Origin of the sequence: Rhodococcus erythropolis NBRC 15567 (assembly GCF_001552595.1) — a bacterium.
In the GTDB taxonomy this organism is placed as follows: domain Bacteria; phylum Actinomycetota; class Actinomycetes; order Mycobacteriales; family Mycobacteriaceae; genus Rhodococcus_F; species Rhodococcus_F erythropolis.
In genome coordinates this window covers 361729-379565 of the sequence record NZ_BCRM01000005.1, presented here as the reverse complement: position 1 = coordinate 379565, position 17837 = coordinate 361729, and the positions used below count along the sequence as shown (strand labels likewise).

Genomic DNA, 17837 nt, shown 5'->3' with positions numbered 1-17837 from the left:
AGGTCCGGGCGCTGAGGTGTTTCAGCGTCCGGACTTGATGATCTGAGCGATGTTCCGCTCCGCCAGAGCAGTGATGGTCAGTGACGGATTGACGGTGCCGGTGCTGCCCGGAATGGCAGCGCCGTCCATCACGTACAGGCCGTCGTAGCCCTTGACTCGCCCGTAGCCGTCAGTGGCCTTGCCCAGAACCGCACCGCCGAGGGGATGCGCGGTGAACGAGGAATTGACGTCCTTCGCGAACGGCAAGGCGGACGGCAGCGTGGTGCCGGCAAAGGCCATCTTGTTCTGGACGGCGCGCAGGGCCTCGACGGTGGCGTCGTTGCCGTTCTTCGGCCAGTTCAGCACCACCCGATCGGAGCCGCCGTCGTAGGCGAAGTCGGCGCGCTGCGAATCGAGGGTCATACCCAAGGTTCCGAGCATGCCGATGTTGACGGGTAGCCCGGGGACGTACCAGTTTTCCAGGGAGAGGGGCATTCCCGACTCGTCGACGATCCGTGATGCCGACGGTGCGGCTTGCTCGGTGCCGTCACTGAAGCCGAACGAGCGCACCATCCCGGCGTCGCCGTTCGTTCCCCAGCCCTTACCGACGTGTTCGTTGAGGTTCGGCAGCGCGCCCGTCGCCTGGGCACGTACCAACAGTTCGGACGTGCCGATCGAACCGGCGCCGAGGAACAGACGGTCACAGGTAAGAGTCTTCCGGGCCAGAACGCCACCCGTCGGATCCGTCGATTCGACGTCGACGACGTAGCGTCCATCACGTTCGCGACTGATCGCGAGCACCTGATGTCCGTAACAGACGGTGGCTCGTCCGGTGGCTTCGGCGGCGGGAATGTAGTTCTGCGTGAGGTCGAACTTCGCGCCGTTGGAGTTACCCATGTTGCTGTCACCGACAGTGGCCGAGGCTCGGGTTCGGCCGTCGAGTTCTGAGCGCACCACGTCCCAGTTCCAGATCCCGTCGATCCGCTGCGGATCGAATCCGGCACGACGAGCGTCCTGATCCCAACGACGCGAGTGGCCGAAATTCGGGGTTTGGTAAATATCTTCGGGCAACGGGCTCAGACGCAGCATCTGGCGCACCTTGGGGTACCAGGTGGACGCCATCTCGTCGTAGTCGAGGGAGTTGCCGAAGACTGCGTCGAAGAATCGGCGCTCGGGCGCGATCATCACGCCGGTGAAGATGATGGAACCACCGCCGACTGCAGCGCCGCGCCAGACCGAGATGTGTTCGTAGTCGGTGGCATCGAGGACGCCGCTGAAGTAGTCGCACACCACCGGGAGTCCGGTGAGGTTGGTGAACGATGTGCGCCGGAAAACTCCGCGGCCGTCGGCCAGCATGTCGGAGGTGTGAATCTCCCGCTGCGGATCATGCGGCCATCGGAGTCCGCGTTCGAGGATGGTGACCTGGGTGCCGCTCTGCGCCAACCGGAGAGCGGTCGCGCTGGCGCCGAAACCTGACCCGATGACGATGGCTTCGGAATGTTCCGGGGGAGTGGGCGAGGGTACGAACAACTCGGGGACGAGTGCGCGGTAGTGATCGGCACCCATCGGTAGCGCACGCAGAGGCGCGGGGGCGGCGTGGCTGATCGAGGTCGACATGAGCGGTGTCGCGGCTGCAACTGCTGCCCCCACTCCGGCCGCTTTGAAAAAGTCACGACGCTGCATGTCACGACGCTGCATGTGTTTGTTCGACTCCCCAGTTCGACGATTTGCCTCAGAATAACTCGAGATGGAGTTTGGGGACGAAACGGCATGTTGAATGCGCACAGAAACCGGATAAAACGTGCATAAGTGGCATGCTTCAGCCGATTGCGGAAGGTCGCCGGATAGTCGCCGAGGCTCATCGGTGTCCAGTGAGCGGTTCCCGCCCCTATCCTCGAGGAGTGAACTCCGACTTCAAGCGCGTCTCCGAGGCCAAGTACGTCCTACTCACGACCTTCCGCAAGGACGGAACGCCGGTGGCGACGCCGCTCTGGGCCGCGCCGGACGGCGACAAGCTCCTGATGTGGACCGTCACCGATTCCTACAAGGTCAAGCGCATCAAGCGAAACCCCTCGGTCACAGTCGCCGCGTGTGACGCGCGGGGAAATCCGAAGGGTGAACCGGTTGCCGCCGTCGCCGAGATCCTCGACGCGCCGGGCACCGATCATGCTCGCGACGCGATCGCGCGTCGCTACGGAATCCTTGGCTGGATCACCATGAAAGGCAGTCTCCTGCGCCGCGGCAAGACCGGAACGATCGGACTTGCCATCACTGCAGCTTGACCGCGTCAGTTGCCGAGCAGATCGTCCAACGCTGAATCGAACCGCGGATAGGTGAAGGGGAAGCCGTTGTCCGTCAGCACTTTCGACACGGCGTGACGACCCGTCAGGCCCAAGGCAGCGTCGCTGCGCAGCAGGAACGCGCCGAATCTGACCATGACAGCGGGCGTCGGCGGCGCAGGTGGCCGGTGAAGGTGCTTGCGCAGCCCGGCCATCAGTTCTGAATTGCGGACGGGATCCGGGGCAGTCGCGATGACCACGCCCGAGGCAGCCGAATCGGGTTCGAGGGTCCAACGAACGATCGACAGCCAGTCGTCGATGTGAATCCAACTTGTCCATTGTCGACCTGACGCAACGCGTCCGCCCAGACCGAGACGTACGAGCAACAGGAGTCGCTCTAGCGCCGGTGTGCCCTTCTCCAATACGACGCTGGTTCGCAGGATCACTACTCGTGACGTGTTTGCTCCCTCGACCGCTGCCTCCCAGTCCTTTGCGACGTCGGTCATCTGAGGTGGTCCGTCAGCGAGTGGGGAAGCCTCGTCGAGTCGGGTCTCTCCGGCGTCGCCGTAGATTGCGAGCGTGCTCGCTTGGATCCACACCGGAACAGGGTGCGCCAGTAGTTTCGACGCTTCGACCAGCGCGCGGGTCGGATCGACTCGGGAGTTGGTGAGCAGTGCGATGTTTGCCGGGGTGGGTCGGCGATCGACCAACTCGCCGGCGAGGTTGATCACCGCGGCGCCGTCGAGTTCTCCTGCCCAGTCGCCTACCGTGACACCGTCCCACTGAACCTGCCTGTGCCCGCCGGGTTTCGGTGACCGAGTCAGGACCACGACGTCATACCCACGGTCGGCGAGATCGTCGCTGATTCGGCGGCCGAGAGCGCCGGTGCCGCCGGCGATCACGACCTTCGTCATCACTGCGCCTGGCTGACCGAGGACATGTGGAAGTCGGGAATCCGCATGGGCGGCATGGCCGTGCGGGTGAACCAGTCTTTCCACTCGCGGGGAAGCGTGATCTCGGTGCGTCCAGCCTCGGTGACCCGCCGCAGGAGATCGAGCGGGCTCTCGTTGAAACGGAAGTTGTTGACGGCGCCGACGATCTTGCCGTCCTCGATCAAATACACCCCGTCACGGGTGAGTCCGGTCAACAGCAGCGTCGTCGGATCCACCTCACGGATGTACCAGAGGGTTGTGAGCAGTAGACCCTTCTCGGTACCTGCGATCATGTCCTCGATCGAGGTGTCGTCACCACCGGTCAGGATGAGATTGTCGCCGGGAACTGCGACAGGTCGACCGAATTCTCGTGCAGCGTGGCGCGGGTACGCCAGCGCATTGACGACGCCGTCTCGGACCCAGTCGACGGGTTCGATCTCCATACCGTTGTCGAACAGTGAGACGGATTCACTCGACGACGTCGTGATCACGAACGGCGCGGACTGCAAGCCCTCGGCGCCGGGGTCGGAGGTGAGTGTCAGTGGCAATCCGAGCTTCTCGCCGATCCGGGTACCACCGGTGGTGGAAAGTGCGGTGTGGCCCTCTTCGGCGCCGCGACCCTCCATGGTCCACATCAGATAGATCATCAGGTCCGCGACAGCAGAAGGCGGAAGAATCGTCTCGTAGCGGCCGGCAGGCAGACTGACCGAATTCTCCGCCCAGTCGAGCCGAGTGGTCAACTGCGACAAAAGATTCGGCACTGAAATGTCAGTGAAATCGACAGTTCCGGATCCGACCCAGGCGCTGGCGTCGCCGCGCTTGCCGTTGATCTCCACGGAGCCGGTGGCCTGAGCCGTTCTACGTCGCACGCCCGTCGAAGTTCCGAGCCAGGTGGTGTGCAACTGGTGGTGAGCGAAGCCGAACAACTGGTCGTCACTGTCGAAGGCCGTGGACAGGTCGGCAGCCAACTGCGCAAAGACACCGATGTCGGTCAGGGCGGCCGGCAGGTCCCAGTCGGTCTCTGCCGCCGACTGCGTGATCAGGTCGGACGCGTCGTCAGCCGGAGTGGCTGTGCGCGCAGCCTGTTCGCTTGCCTGTACGAGTGCGGAAATCTGCTCCGGATCGACACTGCTGGAACTGACAGTGCCCACCTTCGCGATGTCACCCTCGCGCACGATCGAGATCACCGTCCACGTCCGGGACAGCGAAACTCCGTTGGTGGTCATCGAATTGTTGGCCCACCGCAGCGACGCCTCACTCGCATCGGTCACGATCACCAACGATTCGTCTACCGTCCTCGCGGCCAATGCACGCTCGACGACCTGCTGCGGATCGATCACTGCTGAGCCTCCGAACGAGTATTGAGGATGTTGACTCCGCGGAACAGAGCGGACGGGCAGCCGTGGCTGACCGCCGCAACCTGACCGGGTTGCGCCTTGCCGCAGTTGAACGCGCCCTGCAGGCGCCAGGTCGACTCACCGCCAACGGCTTCCATCGAGCCCCAGAAATCCGTCGTCGTCGCCTGATACGCCACGTCACGTACCTGACCGTCGAGTTTTCCGTCACGGATCTTGAAGAACCGCTGACCGGTGAACTGGAAGTTGTAGCGCTGCATGTCGATCGACCAGGACTTGTCACCGACGACGTAGATGCCGTTCTCGACTCGCGAGATCAGGTCTGCGGTCGAGGTGTCCGTAGAAGGGTCGGGGGAGAGCGAGACGTTGGCCATTCGCTGGATGGGAACGTGATGTGCGGAGTCGGCGTACGAGCAGCCGTTGGAACGCGTCAGCCACAGCCTCGGCGCGAACACGCGGTCTAGTTGATACCCGACCAGTGTTCCGTCTGCCACCAGATCCCACCGTTGAGAGGCGACGCCGTCGTCGTCGAATCCGACGCTGGCCAGGCCGTGCTCTTCGTTACGATCGGCGGTCACGTGCATGAGTGGCGTTCCGTATTTCAGCGTTCCCAGCTTGTCCGGCGTCGCGAACGACGTACCGGCGTAGGCCGCTTCGTAGCCGATCGCGCGGTCGTATTCGGTGGCGTGTCCGATGGATTCGTGGATCGTGAGCCACAGATTGGTCGGATCGATCACGAGATCGGTCGGACCTGCTTCGACAGTGGGCGCCTTGGTCTTCTCGGCCAGCCACTCCGGGATCTGCGCGAGCTCTTCGCCCCAGTTCCACGTGCTCTGCGCCCCGAGGTACTCCCATCCGCGACCTACCGGCGGCGCCAAGGTGCGCATCGATTCGAAGCTGCCGGCCGACTTGTCGACGGCGGTAGCCTCGAATTCGGGGTGCAGACGCACCCGTTGCTGGGTGATCGACGAACCGGCCAGATCCGCGTAGAAAGTTTGCTCCTTGACCTGGAGGACGCTCGCCGTGACGTGATCCACGCCGTCAGCGGCTTGAAGCCGTCCGGAGTAGTCGACCAGCAGCGCTACCTTGTCGGCCGTCGGTGTCGCGAAGGGATCTTCGAGGTACGGGGACACCCACGTCGCGTCGGCATAGACGGGCTCGTCGGCGAGGGTGACCGGATCCCGATTGAGCGAGCGTAATGCCTTCGCAACCTCGACCGCTTGGCGTGCCAGCGCAGCCGCGACGTCAGGAGATACGTCGGCGTGCGAGGCGAATCCCCACGTGCCGTCGACGATCACACGGACGGCGACCCCGATCTCGTCTCCGTCGGACACCGCCTGAACTACGCCGTCGCGCAAGCGGATCGACTGTGTGAGCACGCGGTGGACACGAACATCGGCGTGCTGGGCGCCGGCTGTTCTCGCTGCCGACAGCGCCGCATCAGCGACGGCTCGCAGCGGGAGGGCGAGGAAATCTGCATCGACATCTCGGGTGACGGTCACGCACACGACGCTAGCCGACGACCGCCGATCTCAACCGAACTGCTGCCATCCGAGGCGAATCACCATGGCGATCACGACCACCAACAGCGTGATCCGGACGAATCCGGATCCCTTGCTCAGCGCCATCCGCGAACCGATGACCGCGCCGAGAACGTTGCACACCGCCATCGCCAAACCCAAACTCCACCAGACATGCCCGGTGACGGCGAAGTAGGCGAGCGCGCCGAAATTGGAACCGAGATTGATCACCTTCGCCATAGCCGCGCTCCGAACGAATTCGGTTCCGAGGAAGGTGGCGAAGCTGATGATGAGGAAAGTGCCGGTGCCGGGTCCGAGCAGACCGTCGTAAAGCCCGATGAGTCCGGCGGAGAGCAGCAGGACGAGGACGGTCTTGCGCTGCGTCGGACGATGAGTGGCGATCGTGGTGCCCAGCGTCGGCCGCATTGTCACGAAGACGGCGACAGCGACGAGTACGACCATCACGATCGGAATGAAGTACTTCTTGTCGATCAGTGAAACGGCCGCCGCCCCGCACGCGGACGTCACCGCAGCCAAGGCGGCTGCCGGCGCCATCTGCCGCCATTCCATCGGGATTCGACGCGAGAACGTGTACACCGCAGCACTCGTCCCAGTGAATGCCGTCAGTTTGTTGGTGGCCAGTGCGGCCTGCGGGGTCAATTGCGGGGCGACCAGAAAGAGCGCGGGCAACAGAATCAATCCGCCGCCGCCGACGACGGCGTCCACCCAACCCGCCGCCGTTGCTGCCGTCATCAGCAGTCCCCAATCAGCAATATCCACGGCGGTGACTCTTTCACAGCTGTGACACTCTTGAGCACATGCGGAGGTTCAGCCTGTGGCTGCGAGGAAAGCCGATGATCGCGGACAGCGCGCTCGCGCTCGTGTTCTTCGCGCTCGAGGTAGTCACGTTCGTCAGTTCGCCGCGTGAGGAGCGGTGGCCTCAGCTCGTCGTCGGATTTCTGATCTGCCTTCCCGTCGTGTGGCGTCGCAAATATCCGCGTGTGTCCGCTGCGTCCATATTGTCGATGTCGTACTTCGCGACCCTGATGATGTGGGCGACCGGGGATCCGGCTGCGGAACATCCAGGCCTGCTGGCGCTCGGAGTTTCGCTCTACACACTCGTTGCGTACGTCGATCGGCGTACCGGGGCGATATTCGCGTGCTTCCTTGCCCTGGACATGACTCTCTCGTTGCTCGTCATCCGCCAAGACGTGATCCTGACGATCATCATCGCGACGCTGCTCTATGCGCTGGCCTGGATCACCGCCGAGTTCTTGAGCGCGCGACGTGCCTACGACGAGGAAGTGGCCGCCAGACTCGAAGTGGCCGAATACGAACGAGACCGCCGCGCCGAGGATGCGGTGGCGACGGAAAGAACCCGGATCGCCCGCGAACTCCACGACGTCGTTGCCCACGCGGTCAGCGTGATGATCGTTCAAGCGGACGGCGCCTCGTACGCCGTCGATTCCAATCCCGCGTTGGCGAAGAAGGCGCTCGGCAACATCTCCAGCACCGGACGTGACGCCCTTGCCGAGCTTCGCCGGACCGTCTCGCTTCTGCGCACCGAGGTCAGTAGCGATTTGATGCCGCAACACGGAACGGCCGGCATCGCCAAGGTCGTCGAGATGATGCGGGCTGCCGGTCTCGGCGTGCGCCTCGAGCTGACCGGCGAGCTCGACGACGTCAGTCCATCGGTCAGCCTGGGCATTCATCGCCTCGTTCAGGAATCACTGACCAATGTCCTCCGCCACGCCGGCGCGAACCCGAAGGCCCGAGTCACCGTGCGCCGCACCGAGACCGCGGTACTGCTCGAGGTCGTCGACAACGGAACGTCGAGCTCGACCTTCGCTCACGGTTCGGGCAACGGACTGGTCGGCATGCGTGAGCGGGTGGCGGTACTGCACGGGACGCTCGAGACGGGACGACGCCCCGACGGCAGTTGGCGTGTGTACGCAGAGTTGCCGCTCGAGATCCACGATTGATCCCGGCTCGCCGCAATCGCATTGGCACCGACGTCTCAGGCCCGATAGGTTTACGCCGTGCCCATCACCGTGCTGCTAGTCGACGACCAGGAACTCATGCGGATGGGCCTGAACATGGTGCTCGAAGCACATGAGGACATCTCGGTCATCGGTGAGGCCGGTGACGGAGCCGCGGCGGTCGCAGCGGCGGTGGCGCTGAAGCCTGACGTCGTGTTGATGGATGTGCGGATGCCGATTGTCGACGGTGTGAAAGCGACGGAGCAGATTCTTGCCTCCGGGATCGAATCCAGGGTCCTGGTGATGACGACGTTCGACCTGGACGAACACGCGCTCGGCGCCCTGCGTGCCGGAGCGAGTGGGTTTCTTCTCAAGGACACCCCGCCCGAGGACCTCGTGTCGGCTATCCGCAGCGTGGCGGCCGGTGATGCGGTTGTTTCCCCGAAGGTGACACGTCGTCTGCTGTCGAGGTTCATCGTGGACGGTCCGGCGCCGCGACGCGATCCGGTGGTTCTCGACGTCCTGACCGAACGCGAACGCGAAGTCCTCGGGCACGTGGCCACGGGACTGTCGAACATCGAGATCGCACAGCAGCTGTACCTGTCCGAATCGACGATCAAGTCGCACGTCGGACGCATTCTGACCAAACTCGATCTGCGTGATCGTGTGCAGGCGGTGGTGCTGGCCTACGAGACCGGACTGGTGACTCCGGGCGCGTAGGCCAGCCGCCTGTCAGGCAGCGAGCGTTTCGGTCTGCTCAGGCATCAAAAGCGCCCACTGTTGGCAGCACGATGCAGGTCTTCCCGTCTGCGTAATCGACATTGCCGAACAGAGCGGCAAACACCTTGCCGTCGCCGGTGTCGACGACCTTCGAGAGCAACGGCGTATCGAGTACGGGCAACTTCTCGTCCAACGGGACGATGCCACCCTTGAAGGTGCCGACGTTGATCCAGGCAACACTCAACCCTGAGGTCTTGGGTATGCCGACGTAACCCGGGATTGCCTGGAACCGGAGATGGTCGGCCTCGACCCACGGCGGCAACGGGAAGTTCGGACCGGCCTGTGCGGAGCTGAGGGTGACGGTGACAGGTTCACCGGCCACGCCACACCCGACTGTCGGTGCGGGGTACATGAACGACTGCGGCTTGGTGACGCCGATGTCCGGGAGATCGAGGGCGGTCGTGATCTGATCAGCGCCTGCCGTGCCGATCAACTGCTGAACAGCAGCAGAGGCTTCGGGGGAGATGGCTGCGGCCTGCGCGATCAGCGCGGCAATTCCTTCGGGTACTACCGGTTCTGCGGCCGCGGTTCCCGCGCTGATCATCGTGCTGCCGGCGGTGAGTGCCACGACGGCGGCAGTGCCGGCGATGGCAGCGGGAATGTGTCGGGCGAGTGTCTTGCCGGGGAGTCGGCTCATGTCGGGCTCCTTCATTTCATGAGGCCGGGAAATGCGGCCCGAAGTGACTTGACCATGCGAATAGTCTCAACGTCAACTTGAGGTTTAGAATCGTTAGCGGAGCGTTAGTTAACGCCAGGCAAGTCGCACGTGCGCGAGAGAAGGCCCGTGTGACTCACGGCACTCGCCTGTTTTGCACCTCTGCGTCGTTGTCGGGAGAAAATCCGGCCCCTCGAGCGTTGAACGGATAGACCGTCTGAAAGGGGACGTCATGATCGCCGCCGTATTCCTCCTCTACGTGATCGTCGAGATCGCCGCATTGGTCATCGTGGGCAACGCCATCGGTGTCGCCTGGACAGTGCTGCTGTTTCTCGCCGGTTCGCTTGTCGGATTGATCCTCATGCGTTCGCAGTGGCGACGAGTCATGGACGGATTCCGCAAGGCAACCAGAGGTGAGGGATCGCCGTCACTGGCGGTCGCCGACGGCGCCTTGGTCGCGGCGGGCTCCGCGTTGATGTTCGTACCCGGACTCGTGACTTCGGTTCTGGGCCTTCTGCTTCTGATTCCGCCGACCCGGTGGGCGCTCCGCCCGCTTGCGGTGCTCCTGGCAGGCAAGCGCGCAGCAGCATTTGCCGCCGGTGGTGACGCCTTCGCCGGAACCGTCGGCTACGCGGCGCGCATGCGCGGAAACGGCGAGGTGATCGACGGCGAGATCATCGTCGAGACACCCGAAACCACCGAGTACGTAGCAAGCAACGGCAAGGAACTCGTCCTCGAGGGTGAGATTCTGGACACGGATACACCCACCCGTTCGCGGGGGCCGCAGTACTAACAGGCAGACTGGGTGCTCGTGACTACTCGTCTGCTGGTCAACGGCCGGATCTACAGTTCATTTGCACCTGACGCGACCTCGATCGCCATCACCGACGGCACCGTCGTGTGGGTCGGCGACGAGCGCGCCGGACGGGCGTTGCACCCCGCCGCGGAGATCGAAGACCTGGGCGGTGCGTTTGTCACTCCCGGGTTCGTCGACACCCACGTCCACATCACTGCATTGGGACTCAATCTCGTCTGTCTCGATCTCGTGGGCGCGACCTCACTGGACGAATGCCTCTCGCGAGTACGAACATTCGCAGCGGCAAACCCCGAAACTGCCCATCCCGACGCAGTCATCTGGGGACACGGTTGGGACGACACCGAGTGGGCAGATCAGACGCCGCCCTCGACCGCGGATCTCGACGCGGCTGCCCCTGGCCGCAAGGTGTATCTCTCGCGGATCGACGTTCACTCGGCCGCGTGCTCGAGCGCATTGCGCGACGGGATCTCCGGCCTCGCCGACACTGCCGGATACTCGGCCGACGGCCCGCTGACCTTCGACGCACACCACCTGGCGCGCAATGCGGCTCGGAACCTGCTGACCGAATCTCAGCGCGCGTCTGCTCGTACCGCGGCGCTCGATCTGTGCGCCTCCCGCGGGATCGTCGCAGTGCACGAGTGCGGGGGACCGGACATCTCGGGACTGACCGATTTCCAGGAACTACTGGCCCACGACCACGGAGTGGAGGTTCGGGGCTACTGGGGTGAGCGCGTCGACACCGAAGAGGATGCTCGCGCACTCCTCGACAAAACCGGAGCAGACGGACTCGGCGGGGATCTCTTCATCGACGGTTCGCTCGGTTCGCATACCGCGTGGCTGCTCGTACCCTATGCAGACCAACCTGATTCGACGGGCAACGCCTATCTCGACGTCGACGCGATCGCCGCACACATCCGGGCCTGCACCCTCGCGGGTGTCCAGGCCGGCTTCCATGCCATCGGCGACGGTGCCGTCTCGTCGGCAGCGGCCGCGTTCCGCAAGGTCGCCGACGAACTGGGTGGCCCCAAGGTCGCCGCGTTGGGTCACCGCCTCGAGCACGCGGAAATGATGTCGATGGCCGACGCGGAAACCTTCGCGGCCTTGGGTGTCATCGCGAGCGTCCAACCGGTGTTCGACGCACTGTGGGGCGGTACCGACGGTCTGTACGCCACGCGCCTGGGAGTCGACCGCGCAGCAGCGTTGAATCCGTTTGCACCTGCTGCCGGTAAGGGTGTCTCGCTCGCATTCAGCTCCGATGCCCCGGTCACCCCCATCGAGCCGTGGGCGATGCTGCGCGCCGCTGTCCAGCACCGCACCGACGGAAGTGGAATCTCACCGCGTGCGGCCTTCTCCGCCGCAACGCGCGGCGCCTGGCGCGCGGGCGGAGTGCGGGACGGCGCCGCGGGAACGCTCAATCCGGGTGCACCCGCCTCCTACGTGTTGTGGGCGGCAGGCGAACTCGAAGTCAGTGCACCGGCCGATTCGGTTCAGCGATGGTCTACCGATCCGCGCTCGCGAGTACCCGCTCTGCCCAGGCTGGCGGAAGATGCGCCGATTCCGGTCTGCATCAAGTCGGTGCATCGCGGACGCGTCGTCTACCAGCGCGGCTCGACGAGTGAGTGAGGCCGGCGCAGAGGCGCCCAGCAGTGATCGCTCCCGCGTGAGCGCTGTGCTCACCGGTTCGGCATGGCTACGTTCGCTGTACGCAGCCGCAGGCGGATTCTTGATCTTCGCCGGGTTCCCACCTCGTCCGCTGTGGTTTCTGGCGCCAGTCGGGATCGCTCTTCTGACGTGCGTGTTGATGAACTTCGGTCGAGGCGGATTGCGTCTTCGTGCCGGCTTCGGTTACGGGTACCTGGCCGGTCTCGGATTCCTGGTGCCGTTGCTTCCGTGGATCGGTGTGTTCGTGGGCGCGGTCCCGTGGATCGCGTTGGCCGCGGTGGAGTCGTTGTTCATCGGACTGTTCGGTTTGCTGGCGGTACTGGTGGCGAGGTTGCCTTGGGCACCTTTGTGGATTGCCGCGACCTGGACGCTTACCGAGTGGCTTCGTTCCAGCGTCCCTTTCGGCGGATTTCCTTGGGGCAGGCTCGCATTCGGTCAATCCGAAGGGTGGCTCCTCCCACTCGCGAGTATCGGCGGTGCGCCGCTGCTCAGCTTCGCGGTGGCCCTGACCGGTACCGGCTTGGCAGCAGTCGTCGTCGCTGTCGCGGCAAAACGATGGGACCGAGGATTCTTCGGAGCCGTTGCCGCCGCCATCGTGCCCGTGATCGTTGCTCTCGTGGTGTCGCCGTTTCTTGCCACCATGGATTCCGGCGACCGAACGATCACCGTCGCCGCGATCCAGGGCAGCGTTCCGCGGTTGGGCTTGGACTTCAACTCGCAACGCAAGCAGGTCCTCGACAACCACGTCACCGAAACCGTGAAACTGGCAGCCGAGGTGGACGCGGGCCGCGTCGATCAGCCTGACGTCGTGATCTGGCCGGAAAATGCCTCGGACATCGACCCACTGCGAAACGCCGATGCCGCGGCCGACATCACCCGAGCCTCCGAAGCGATCGGAGCCCCGATTCTTGTCGGCACCGTACTCGTGAATGCCGATCGGACGACCACCAATTCAGTGATCGTGTGGGACGGCGCCAATGGTCCTCAGGAACAGCACGACAAGAAGATCATCCAGCCGTTCGGTGAATACCTGCCATACCGAAGCTTCTTCCGGAACTTCTCCTCGTACGCCGATCGTGCGGGCAATTTCGTGCCCGGCGAGGGCAACGGCGTTGTCCACGCAGCGGGTGTACCGATCGGCGTCGCGACTTGTTACGAGGTTGCGTTCGACCGGGCGTTCCAGGAATCGGTGCGCAATGGTGCGCAGCTGCTGGCAGTACCGACCAACAACGCCACCTTCGGGGACACCGAGATGACGTATCAGCAGCTGGCAATGTCCCGTGTGCGGGCAGTCGAGCACGGCCGTGCCGTCGTTGTGGCCGCAACCAGTGGTGTCAGCGCCATCATCGCTCCCGACGGGGCAGTGACTTCGCAGACCGACCTGTTCGTGCCGGCGGCACTTGTGGCCAAGGTGCCGCTCTCGACCAGCTCCACCCTCGCTACCCGAGTAGGTCCGGCGCCGGAGATCGTGCTCAGCATCATCGCGGTCGGTGCGATTTCACTGGCGCTGGTAGCCCGGCGCCGAGATCGGGCCGAGCAATCACCTGAGGAGACTGCGGCAATCTGACCCGAGCAACGGATATCGGGCTGCCGATGTTCCGAGGGGCGCCTACGCGGGTACTCGCTGTGCCACCCGTTCCTGCGTAAAGGCGGCCTCCTGTGACCGAGCCAGACAAGACCGAGCCAGACAAGACCCAGCCTGAGAAGACCCAGCCTGAGAAGACCGGGCCCCAGACTGCAGTTCGCAAGACCAGTGTCGTCGACGCGGTGCTGCAGTCACCGCTCGCGGGGCTGTCACCGTGGATCCTGCTGTCCTTGCTCTCCGGGCCGGGAAGGTTCGAGGAATCCGCGGCCGCCGCGCTCGGGTTGTCACTGCTGATCTTGGCGGCCAGTCACCGGCGCGGCGGCACGGTGAAGCTGTTGGAGGTCTTCGACGTCGTGTTCTTCGGCGTTCTGGCGGCCATCGGCCTCCTCGCGTCGGCGAACACGATTCGGTGGTTCGAACTCTGGGGAGGCGAACTGACCAACATCGCGCTGGTGGTCTTTGCCTTCGGATCGATCCTGCTCCGCAATCCTTTCACTTTGCAGTACGCGAAAGAGTCGACGCCTGAAGAGTATTGGACGACGCCACTGTTTCTGCGCATCAACTACGTCATCACCGCAGTGTGGGCGCTCGCCTTCACATGGTCGGCCGCAGTGGGCCTGTTCGGAGACGCGCTGCTGCACGACGGAGACAACTTCTGGACCGGATGGATTCTGCAGTTGCTCGGAACCTTCTTCGCGATCTCCTTCACCGAGTGGTACCCCGAGTATGCGCCGAACAAGGCCGCTCAGGCTCAGGGCCTCGAAACCGAACCACCGCAGTCGATTTTCAGGCTGTTCGACTTTTTGCCGGTGTTCGTAGCCGTGACCGGCATCGCGGGGTTGGTGACCGACTCCGTTTCCGTGACCGCAGGCGTCACGTTGATTCTGGTCGGCGTGTTCGGACATCTGGCGATGCGACGGTTCACCGTCGACTAGGAGCTCTCGGTGATCTCGCGCCGACGGGAACTTGGTGCACGATCGTCTCGATGACCGGTAGGTGCCGGCTGATGCACGGAATTTGTCCGTTTCTGCGATAGTCAGTGCACCTGCCGTGCAATGGAAACGAGGGAAATTGAGCGTTATTTCGAGTACTGCACACAAGCACGAGCCCATACACGGACGACGTCCACCAGCGGATCACCGCTTCCTCGGACTCGACACACGCGTCTTCCCACACGCCCTCGCGATCTTGGGGGTGTGGATGCTCTGGACCGTGATCGTGCCCGCCATCGATTCCGCTGTCTCCTCCGAAGATCCAACCGGCGCCGGAGACCGAATGGCCGTGACCGAAACGGTCTCCTTCGCCGCACCTGCGGGCTGGAATGTCGAGAGTGGTTTCCGAACCGACCAACATGGCGCGTCCGATTCGTTCCCGCGTGTGACGTTGACCGGCGGCACCGTCACCGTGAGCGTCGACGCCGACACATTCAGTGGAACTGCCGACGAGCTCCTCTCCCAAACAGATGCCGTGAGTCTGGCGACGAACGGCAGTTCCGTGCTTGCGGTCTCCGGTACACGCCAGCCGATCAGCACCGACGGGGGTCTGAGCGGCGTCCAGGTCAGCTTTGACACTCCGCGGTCCGCCGGATCGGTGACAACATTCGTCGCCGACGGCGAGGGAATTCGGGTACAGGTAGTCGGCCCACCCGATCAGATCGCCGCCCGCAGTCGAGAAATCACCGACATGATCGCCTCCATCGGCACACATGAGGGAGACACCAAGTGAGCAGCGATCTCCTCGAAACCCGCTCTCGCGCATTCGATACGACGGCCTGGGGCGAGAAATTTCACTTCTTCCAACCACGCAACGTCGTGTTCTGGATATACCTGTGGATGTGCGGATTCGGCCTCGTCAAAGGCTGGCAGATGTTCGCCCCCTTCGCCGGATACTTCGGGCGCGCACTCCTCGTTGCCGGCATCGTCGGCATCATCAGCGCCGCGGTCTGGACATGGTGGTTCCGGCACATCGACCGCTACGAACGCCAACCCGTAGGACTAGTGGTCACCGGCTTCATCTGGGGCGCCACCGCAGCAACGTTCACTATCGCGGTACCCGCGAACGGAGCAGTCGGCTCGCTCTACACGAAGATTTTCGGGCAGGTATGGGCTCAGGACTGGCATGCGGGCCTCTCTGCACCGTTCGTGGAGGAAACCGCCAAAGGCATCGGCATCGTCGTCCTCCTCGCGCTTGCACCGCGACTGGTGCGCACCGCAACCGACGGCCTGCTCCTCGGCGCTTTCATCGGCTTGGGATTTCAGACCAGCGAAGACTTTCTGTACTCGATTGCCGGCGCGACGCAGGGCTTCGGCGCCCACCAAACCGACGGCCTGATCGGTTCCATCGCCACCCGCACCTACTCCGACATCGTCTCTCATCCCCTCTTTACAGCCCTTTTCTGCGCCGGCGTGATCTATCTGATCGGCACCCCGGCCCAGCCCCGGCGGATCGGACGCGGATTGGCGTTGATCGTGGCACCCATCCTGATCCACGGCGTGTGGGATTCGATGCTCGCGATCGCCGGCGGCAGCAGTTCGCTCGTGTTCGTCATCATGATCGGCGACATCGTCTTCGCTTTCACTGCCTTGTGGATCGCGTTCGTCTGGGCGCACCCACGTGAATCCCACTTCGTCCGTGACATTCTCGCCCCGGAAATCGAGTCCGGCGTCCTGACCGACGCCGAGGTGACAGCCGCCGGCGGATGGCGACAACAACGCACTTACGCGAAAGCCGCACCCACTCGCACCGAACGTCGCCAACGACGACATATCGTTCGTGCCGCGCTGGATCTGTGCAGCGACCTTGCTGTCAGCAAGGGCGACGACAGCTCCCAGGTCGTCGAATCACGCAACGAAATCACCCGCCTCCGCCAAGGAACCGCGGCACAGAGCATCGATCGGTGACCGCGAAGTAGCGGAAGTACCGTTCAGCACCGTAAGTCATTTACCCACACCCCAGTCGGCGTGAGTGGGGTACCGAAGTTTGGTGTGTCGCGGGGTGGGGGATACAGCTCACACTGGTGCACGAAGCAGTGCCGATGGTTCTCCAGCGCGAATCGCGAATCCGCGCACTGTCGGCTCGCGAGTGCGCCTGGATGCTGAATGACGTTGTCCTGAAGTGCCTTTGAGGACCGCGAAGCATCCTGAAGTTGCCACGTCGAAGAAGGGCCGAAGTATGACGTCGACTTGTGAACGATCACTCCCCGTAGAACGAGAAAGACCGCCCGGTGTAGAACCGGACGGTCTTGATCGAAGTGCTAGTTCATGCGCCGCGACGCTTGGCCTTCAGCAAATCGAGACGCTCTTTGAGGAGCTCTTCGAGTTCCTCGACCGAGCGACGCTCGAGCAGCATGTCCCAGTGGGTGCGGGGAGGCTTGACCTTCTTGGCTTCGGGGGCAGTTCCCTCCATGAGGGCGCCTTCGAGGCCGTTGCGGCACAACCAGGTGCCGGGGATCTCGGCTTCGTCCGCGAACGGGATGTCGAAGATCTCGCCGTTCTCGCACTTGTACTTGGCCATACGACGGGGCGCGAGGTCATGGTCACGGTCGGTCTCGTAGCTCACAGCTCCGAGACGGCTACCTCGAAGTACGCGATCTGCCATGGTGGTGTCCTCTCTTCGTTCGTCACCGCTGGTGGGCGCCCTGACTTGGGGAGTAGACGCTCACACTCATCTACAACGCCACGAGCACCCGATTGGTTCCCGTGTGGCGAGAAGACGCAACCTCTCCATCTTACCGGGTACCGCGCGCGTTCATCGAAGGCGTCCGAATCTCGAGTACAGTGTCGACTCATGGCTGAGAGCACACGCGTCGGATCACCGCAGACTGCGCGTTCCGGAAACCCGTGTGTGTGGTGCGGCCGCGAGGTCGCGGTGACGGGAGTGGGTCGTCGTCGCCGGTACTGCAGCCAGTCTTGTCGCCAGCGCGCGTACGAGCAGCGCAATGCCGTCAAGGGCACGTCGATCCCGGCTGACGCCGTCATCTTGACCGCCGTCGAGGCCGTCGAACTGGTGGATCGGATGTTCGAGGTTCGCTGCGCCGCCGAAGATGTGGCGACTGCTGTTGCCGAGGGAGCCGAAAGTTCGGAACTCGCACAGTTGTGTGAACGGTTGACCGAACTTGCCCGTGAAGCCGAACGTTTCCGGTGAAGCAGGTGTGGGCAACCGGTTTCTAGCCTTGCGTTGAGCACCGCAGCACTGCGGTGCGCCTGACGCCTGACGACGACAAATTCTGATCCTGAGTTCGGACCTTCGGGGAGGTTCGGACTTCGAAGCGACCCTTCGTCGAGGTCGATGACCT

Annotated in this window: 17 protein-coding genes; 10 read left to right on the top strand and 7 right to left on the bottom strand. The window is 63.7% G+C overall.

The genetic code is table 11. From position 1 onward, the window contains the following. Positions 1–21 precede the first annotated feature (21 nt). Positions 22–1662: a GMC oxidoreductase gene (locus RE4_RS11090; protein ID WP_037134397.1), complete on the bottom strand. Its 1641-nt coding sequence runs from the start codon at positions 1660–1662 to the stop codon at positions 22–24. A 218-nt stretch (positions 1663–1880) separates the two neighbouring features. On the opposite strand from RE4_RS11090, the gene RE4_RS11085 reads away from it, so the two are divergent. After that, a complete protein-coding gene (locus RE4_RS11085) occupies positions 1881–2261 on the top strand; it encodes a PPOX class F420-dependent oxidoreductase (protein ID WP_029255376.1) in 381 nt (126 codons plus the stop codon). Positions 2262–2266: 5 nt separating this feature from the next. On the opposite strand, the gene RE4_RS11080 is transcribed toward RE4_RS11085, so the two are convergent. From RE4_RS11080 to RE4_RS11065, 4 genes are read right to left on the bottom strand one after another with little or no spacing between them, the layout of a single operon-like run. Next, on the bottom strand, positions 2267–3172 hold the full coding sequence (locus RE4_RS11080; RefSeq protein ID WP_060938576.1) for a TIGR01777 family oxidoreductase: 906 nt from the start codon (positions 3170–3172) through the stop codon (positions 2267–2269). Beyond that, on the bottom strand, positions 3172–4530 hold the full coding sequence (locus tag RE4_RS11075; RefSeq protein WP_060938575.1) for a metallopeptidase TldD-related protein: 1359 nt from the start codon (positions 4528–4530) through the stop codon (positions 3172–3174). Before RE4_RS11075 ends, RE4_RS11080 begins: the two co-directional genes overlap by 1 nt. Then, a complete protein-coding gene (locus RE4_RS11070) occupies positions 4527–6047 on the bottom strand; it encodes a TldD/PmbA family protein (RefSeq protein ID WP_060938574.1) in 1521 nt (506 codons plus the stop codon). The genes RE4_RS11075 and RE4_RS11070 overlap by 4 nt, the downstream gene beginning before the upstream one ends. A 30-nt stretch (positions 6048–6077) precedes the next feature. Continuing rightward, positions 6078–6845, bottom strand: a complete 768-nt coding sequence (locus RE4_RS11065; RefSeq protein ID WP_019748481.1) for a TSUP family transporter — start codon at positions 6843–6845, stop codon at positions 6078–6080. Between the two features lie 38 nt (positions 6846–6883). Between RE4_RS11065 and RE4_RS11060 the strand changes: the two genes are divergently transcribed. Together RE4_RS11060 and RE4_RS11055 are read left to right on the top strand one after the other, a co-directional pair. Further along, positions 6884–8047, top strand: coding sequence for a sensor histidine kinase (locus tag RE4_RS11060; protein WP_060938573.1), 1164 nt, complete (start codon positions 6884–6886; stop codon positions 8045–8047). Between the two features lie 57 nt (positions 8048–8104). Then, on the top strand, positions 8105–8764 hold the full coding sequence (locus RE4_RS11055) for a response regulator (RefSeq protein WP_003945024.1): 660 nt from the start codon (positions 8105–8107) through the stop codon (positions 8762–8764). Between the two features lie 37 nt (positions 8765–8801). On the opposite strand, the gene RE4_RS11050 is transcribed toward RE4_RS11055, so the two are convergent. Then, a complete protein-coding gene (locus tag RE4_RS11050) occupies positions 8802–9461 on the bottom strand; it encodes a hypothetical protein (RefSeq protein WP_060938598.1) in 660 nt (219 codons plus the stop codon). A 250-nt stretch (positions 9462–9711) separates the two neighbouring features. On the opposite strand from RE4_RS11050, the gene RE4_RS11045 reads away from it, so the two are divergent. The 6 genes from RE4_RS11045 (at position 9712) to RE4_RS11020 (ending at position 16443) form a co-directional block, all read left to right on the top strand. Next, positions 9712–10272 (top strand): FxsA family protein, encoded by a 561-nt coding sequence (locus RE4_RS11045; RefSeq protein ID WP_003944915.1) that lies wholly within the window; start codon positions 9712–9714, stop codon positions 10270–10272. Positions 10273–10284: 12 nt separating this feature from the next. Continuing rightward, entirely contained in the window at positions 10285–11919 is a 1635-nt protein-coding gene (locus RE4_RS11040) for an amidohydrolase (RefSeq protein ID WP_060938572.1), read from the top strand. 37 nt (positions 11920–11956) lie between these two features. After that, on the top strand, positions 11957–13525 hold the full coding sequence (lnt, locus tag RE4_RS11035) for an apolipoprotein N-acyltransferase (RefSeq protein WP_060938597.1): 1569 nt from the start codon (positions 11957–11959) through the stop codon (positions 13523–13525). Between the two features lie 92 nt (positions 13526–13617). Next, the gene (locus tag RE4_RS11030) at positions 13618–14478 is read left to right on the top strand and encodes a DUF3159 domain-containing protein (protein WP_060938571.1); all 861 of its coding nucleotides are present in this window, start codon (positions 13618–13620) and stop codon (positions 14476–14478) included. 136 nt (positions 14479–14614) lie between these two features. After that, positions 14615–15268, top strand: a complete 654-nt coding sequence (locus RE4_RS11025) for a hypothetical protein (RefSeq protein WP_230544040.1) — start codon at positions 14615–14617, stop codon at positions 15266–15268. After that, positions 15265–16443: a PrsW family intramembrane metalloprotease gene (locus RE4_RS11020; protein ID WP_019748474.1), complete on the top strand. Its 1179-nt coding sequence runs from the start codon at positions 15265–15267 to the stop codon at positions 16441–16443. The genes RE4_RS11025 and RE4_RS11020 overlap by 4 nt, the downstream gene beginning before the upstream one ends. Positions 16444–16801: 358 nt before the next feature. Here the strand turns inward: RE4_RS11020 and RE4_RS11015 are convergent, their stop codons facing one another. Then, on the bottom strand, positions 16802–17140 hold the full coding sequence (locus tag RE4_RS11015; RefSeq protein WP_019748472.1) for an RNA polymerase-binding protein RbpA: 339 nt from the start codon (positions 17138–17140) through the stop codon (positions 16802–16804). 189 nt (positions 17141–17329) lie between these two features. Here RE4_RS11015 and RE4_RS11010 point away from each other — a divergent pair, with 189 nt between their 5' ends. After that, a complete protein-coding gene (locus RE4_RS11010; protein WP_080657174.1) occupies positions 17330–17686 on the top strand; it encodes a hypothetical protein in 357 nt (118 codons plus the stop codon). Positions 17687–17837 lie beyond the last annotated feature (151 nt).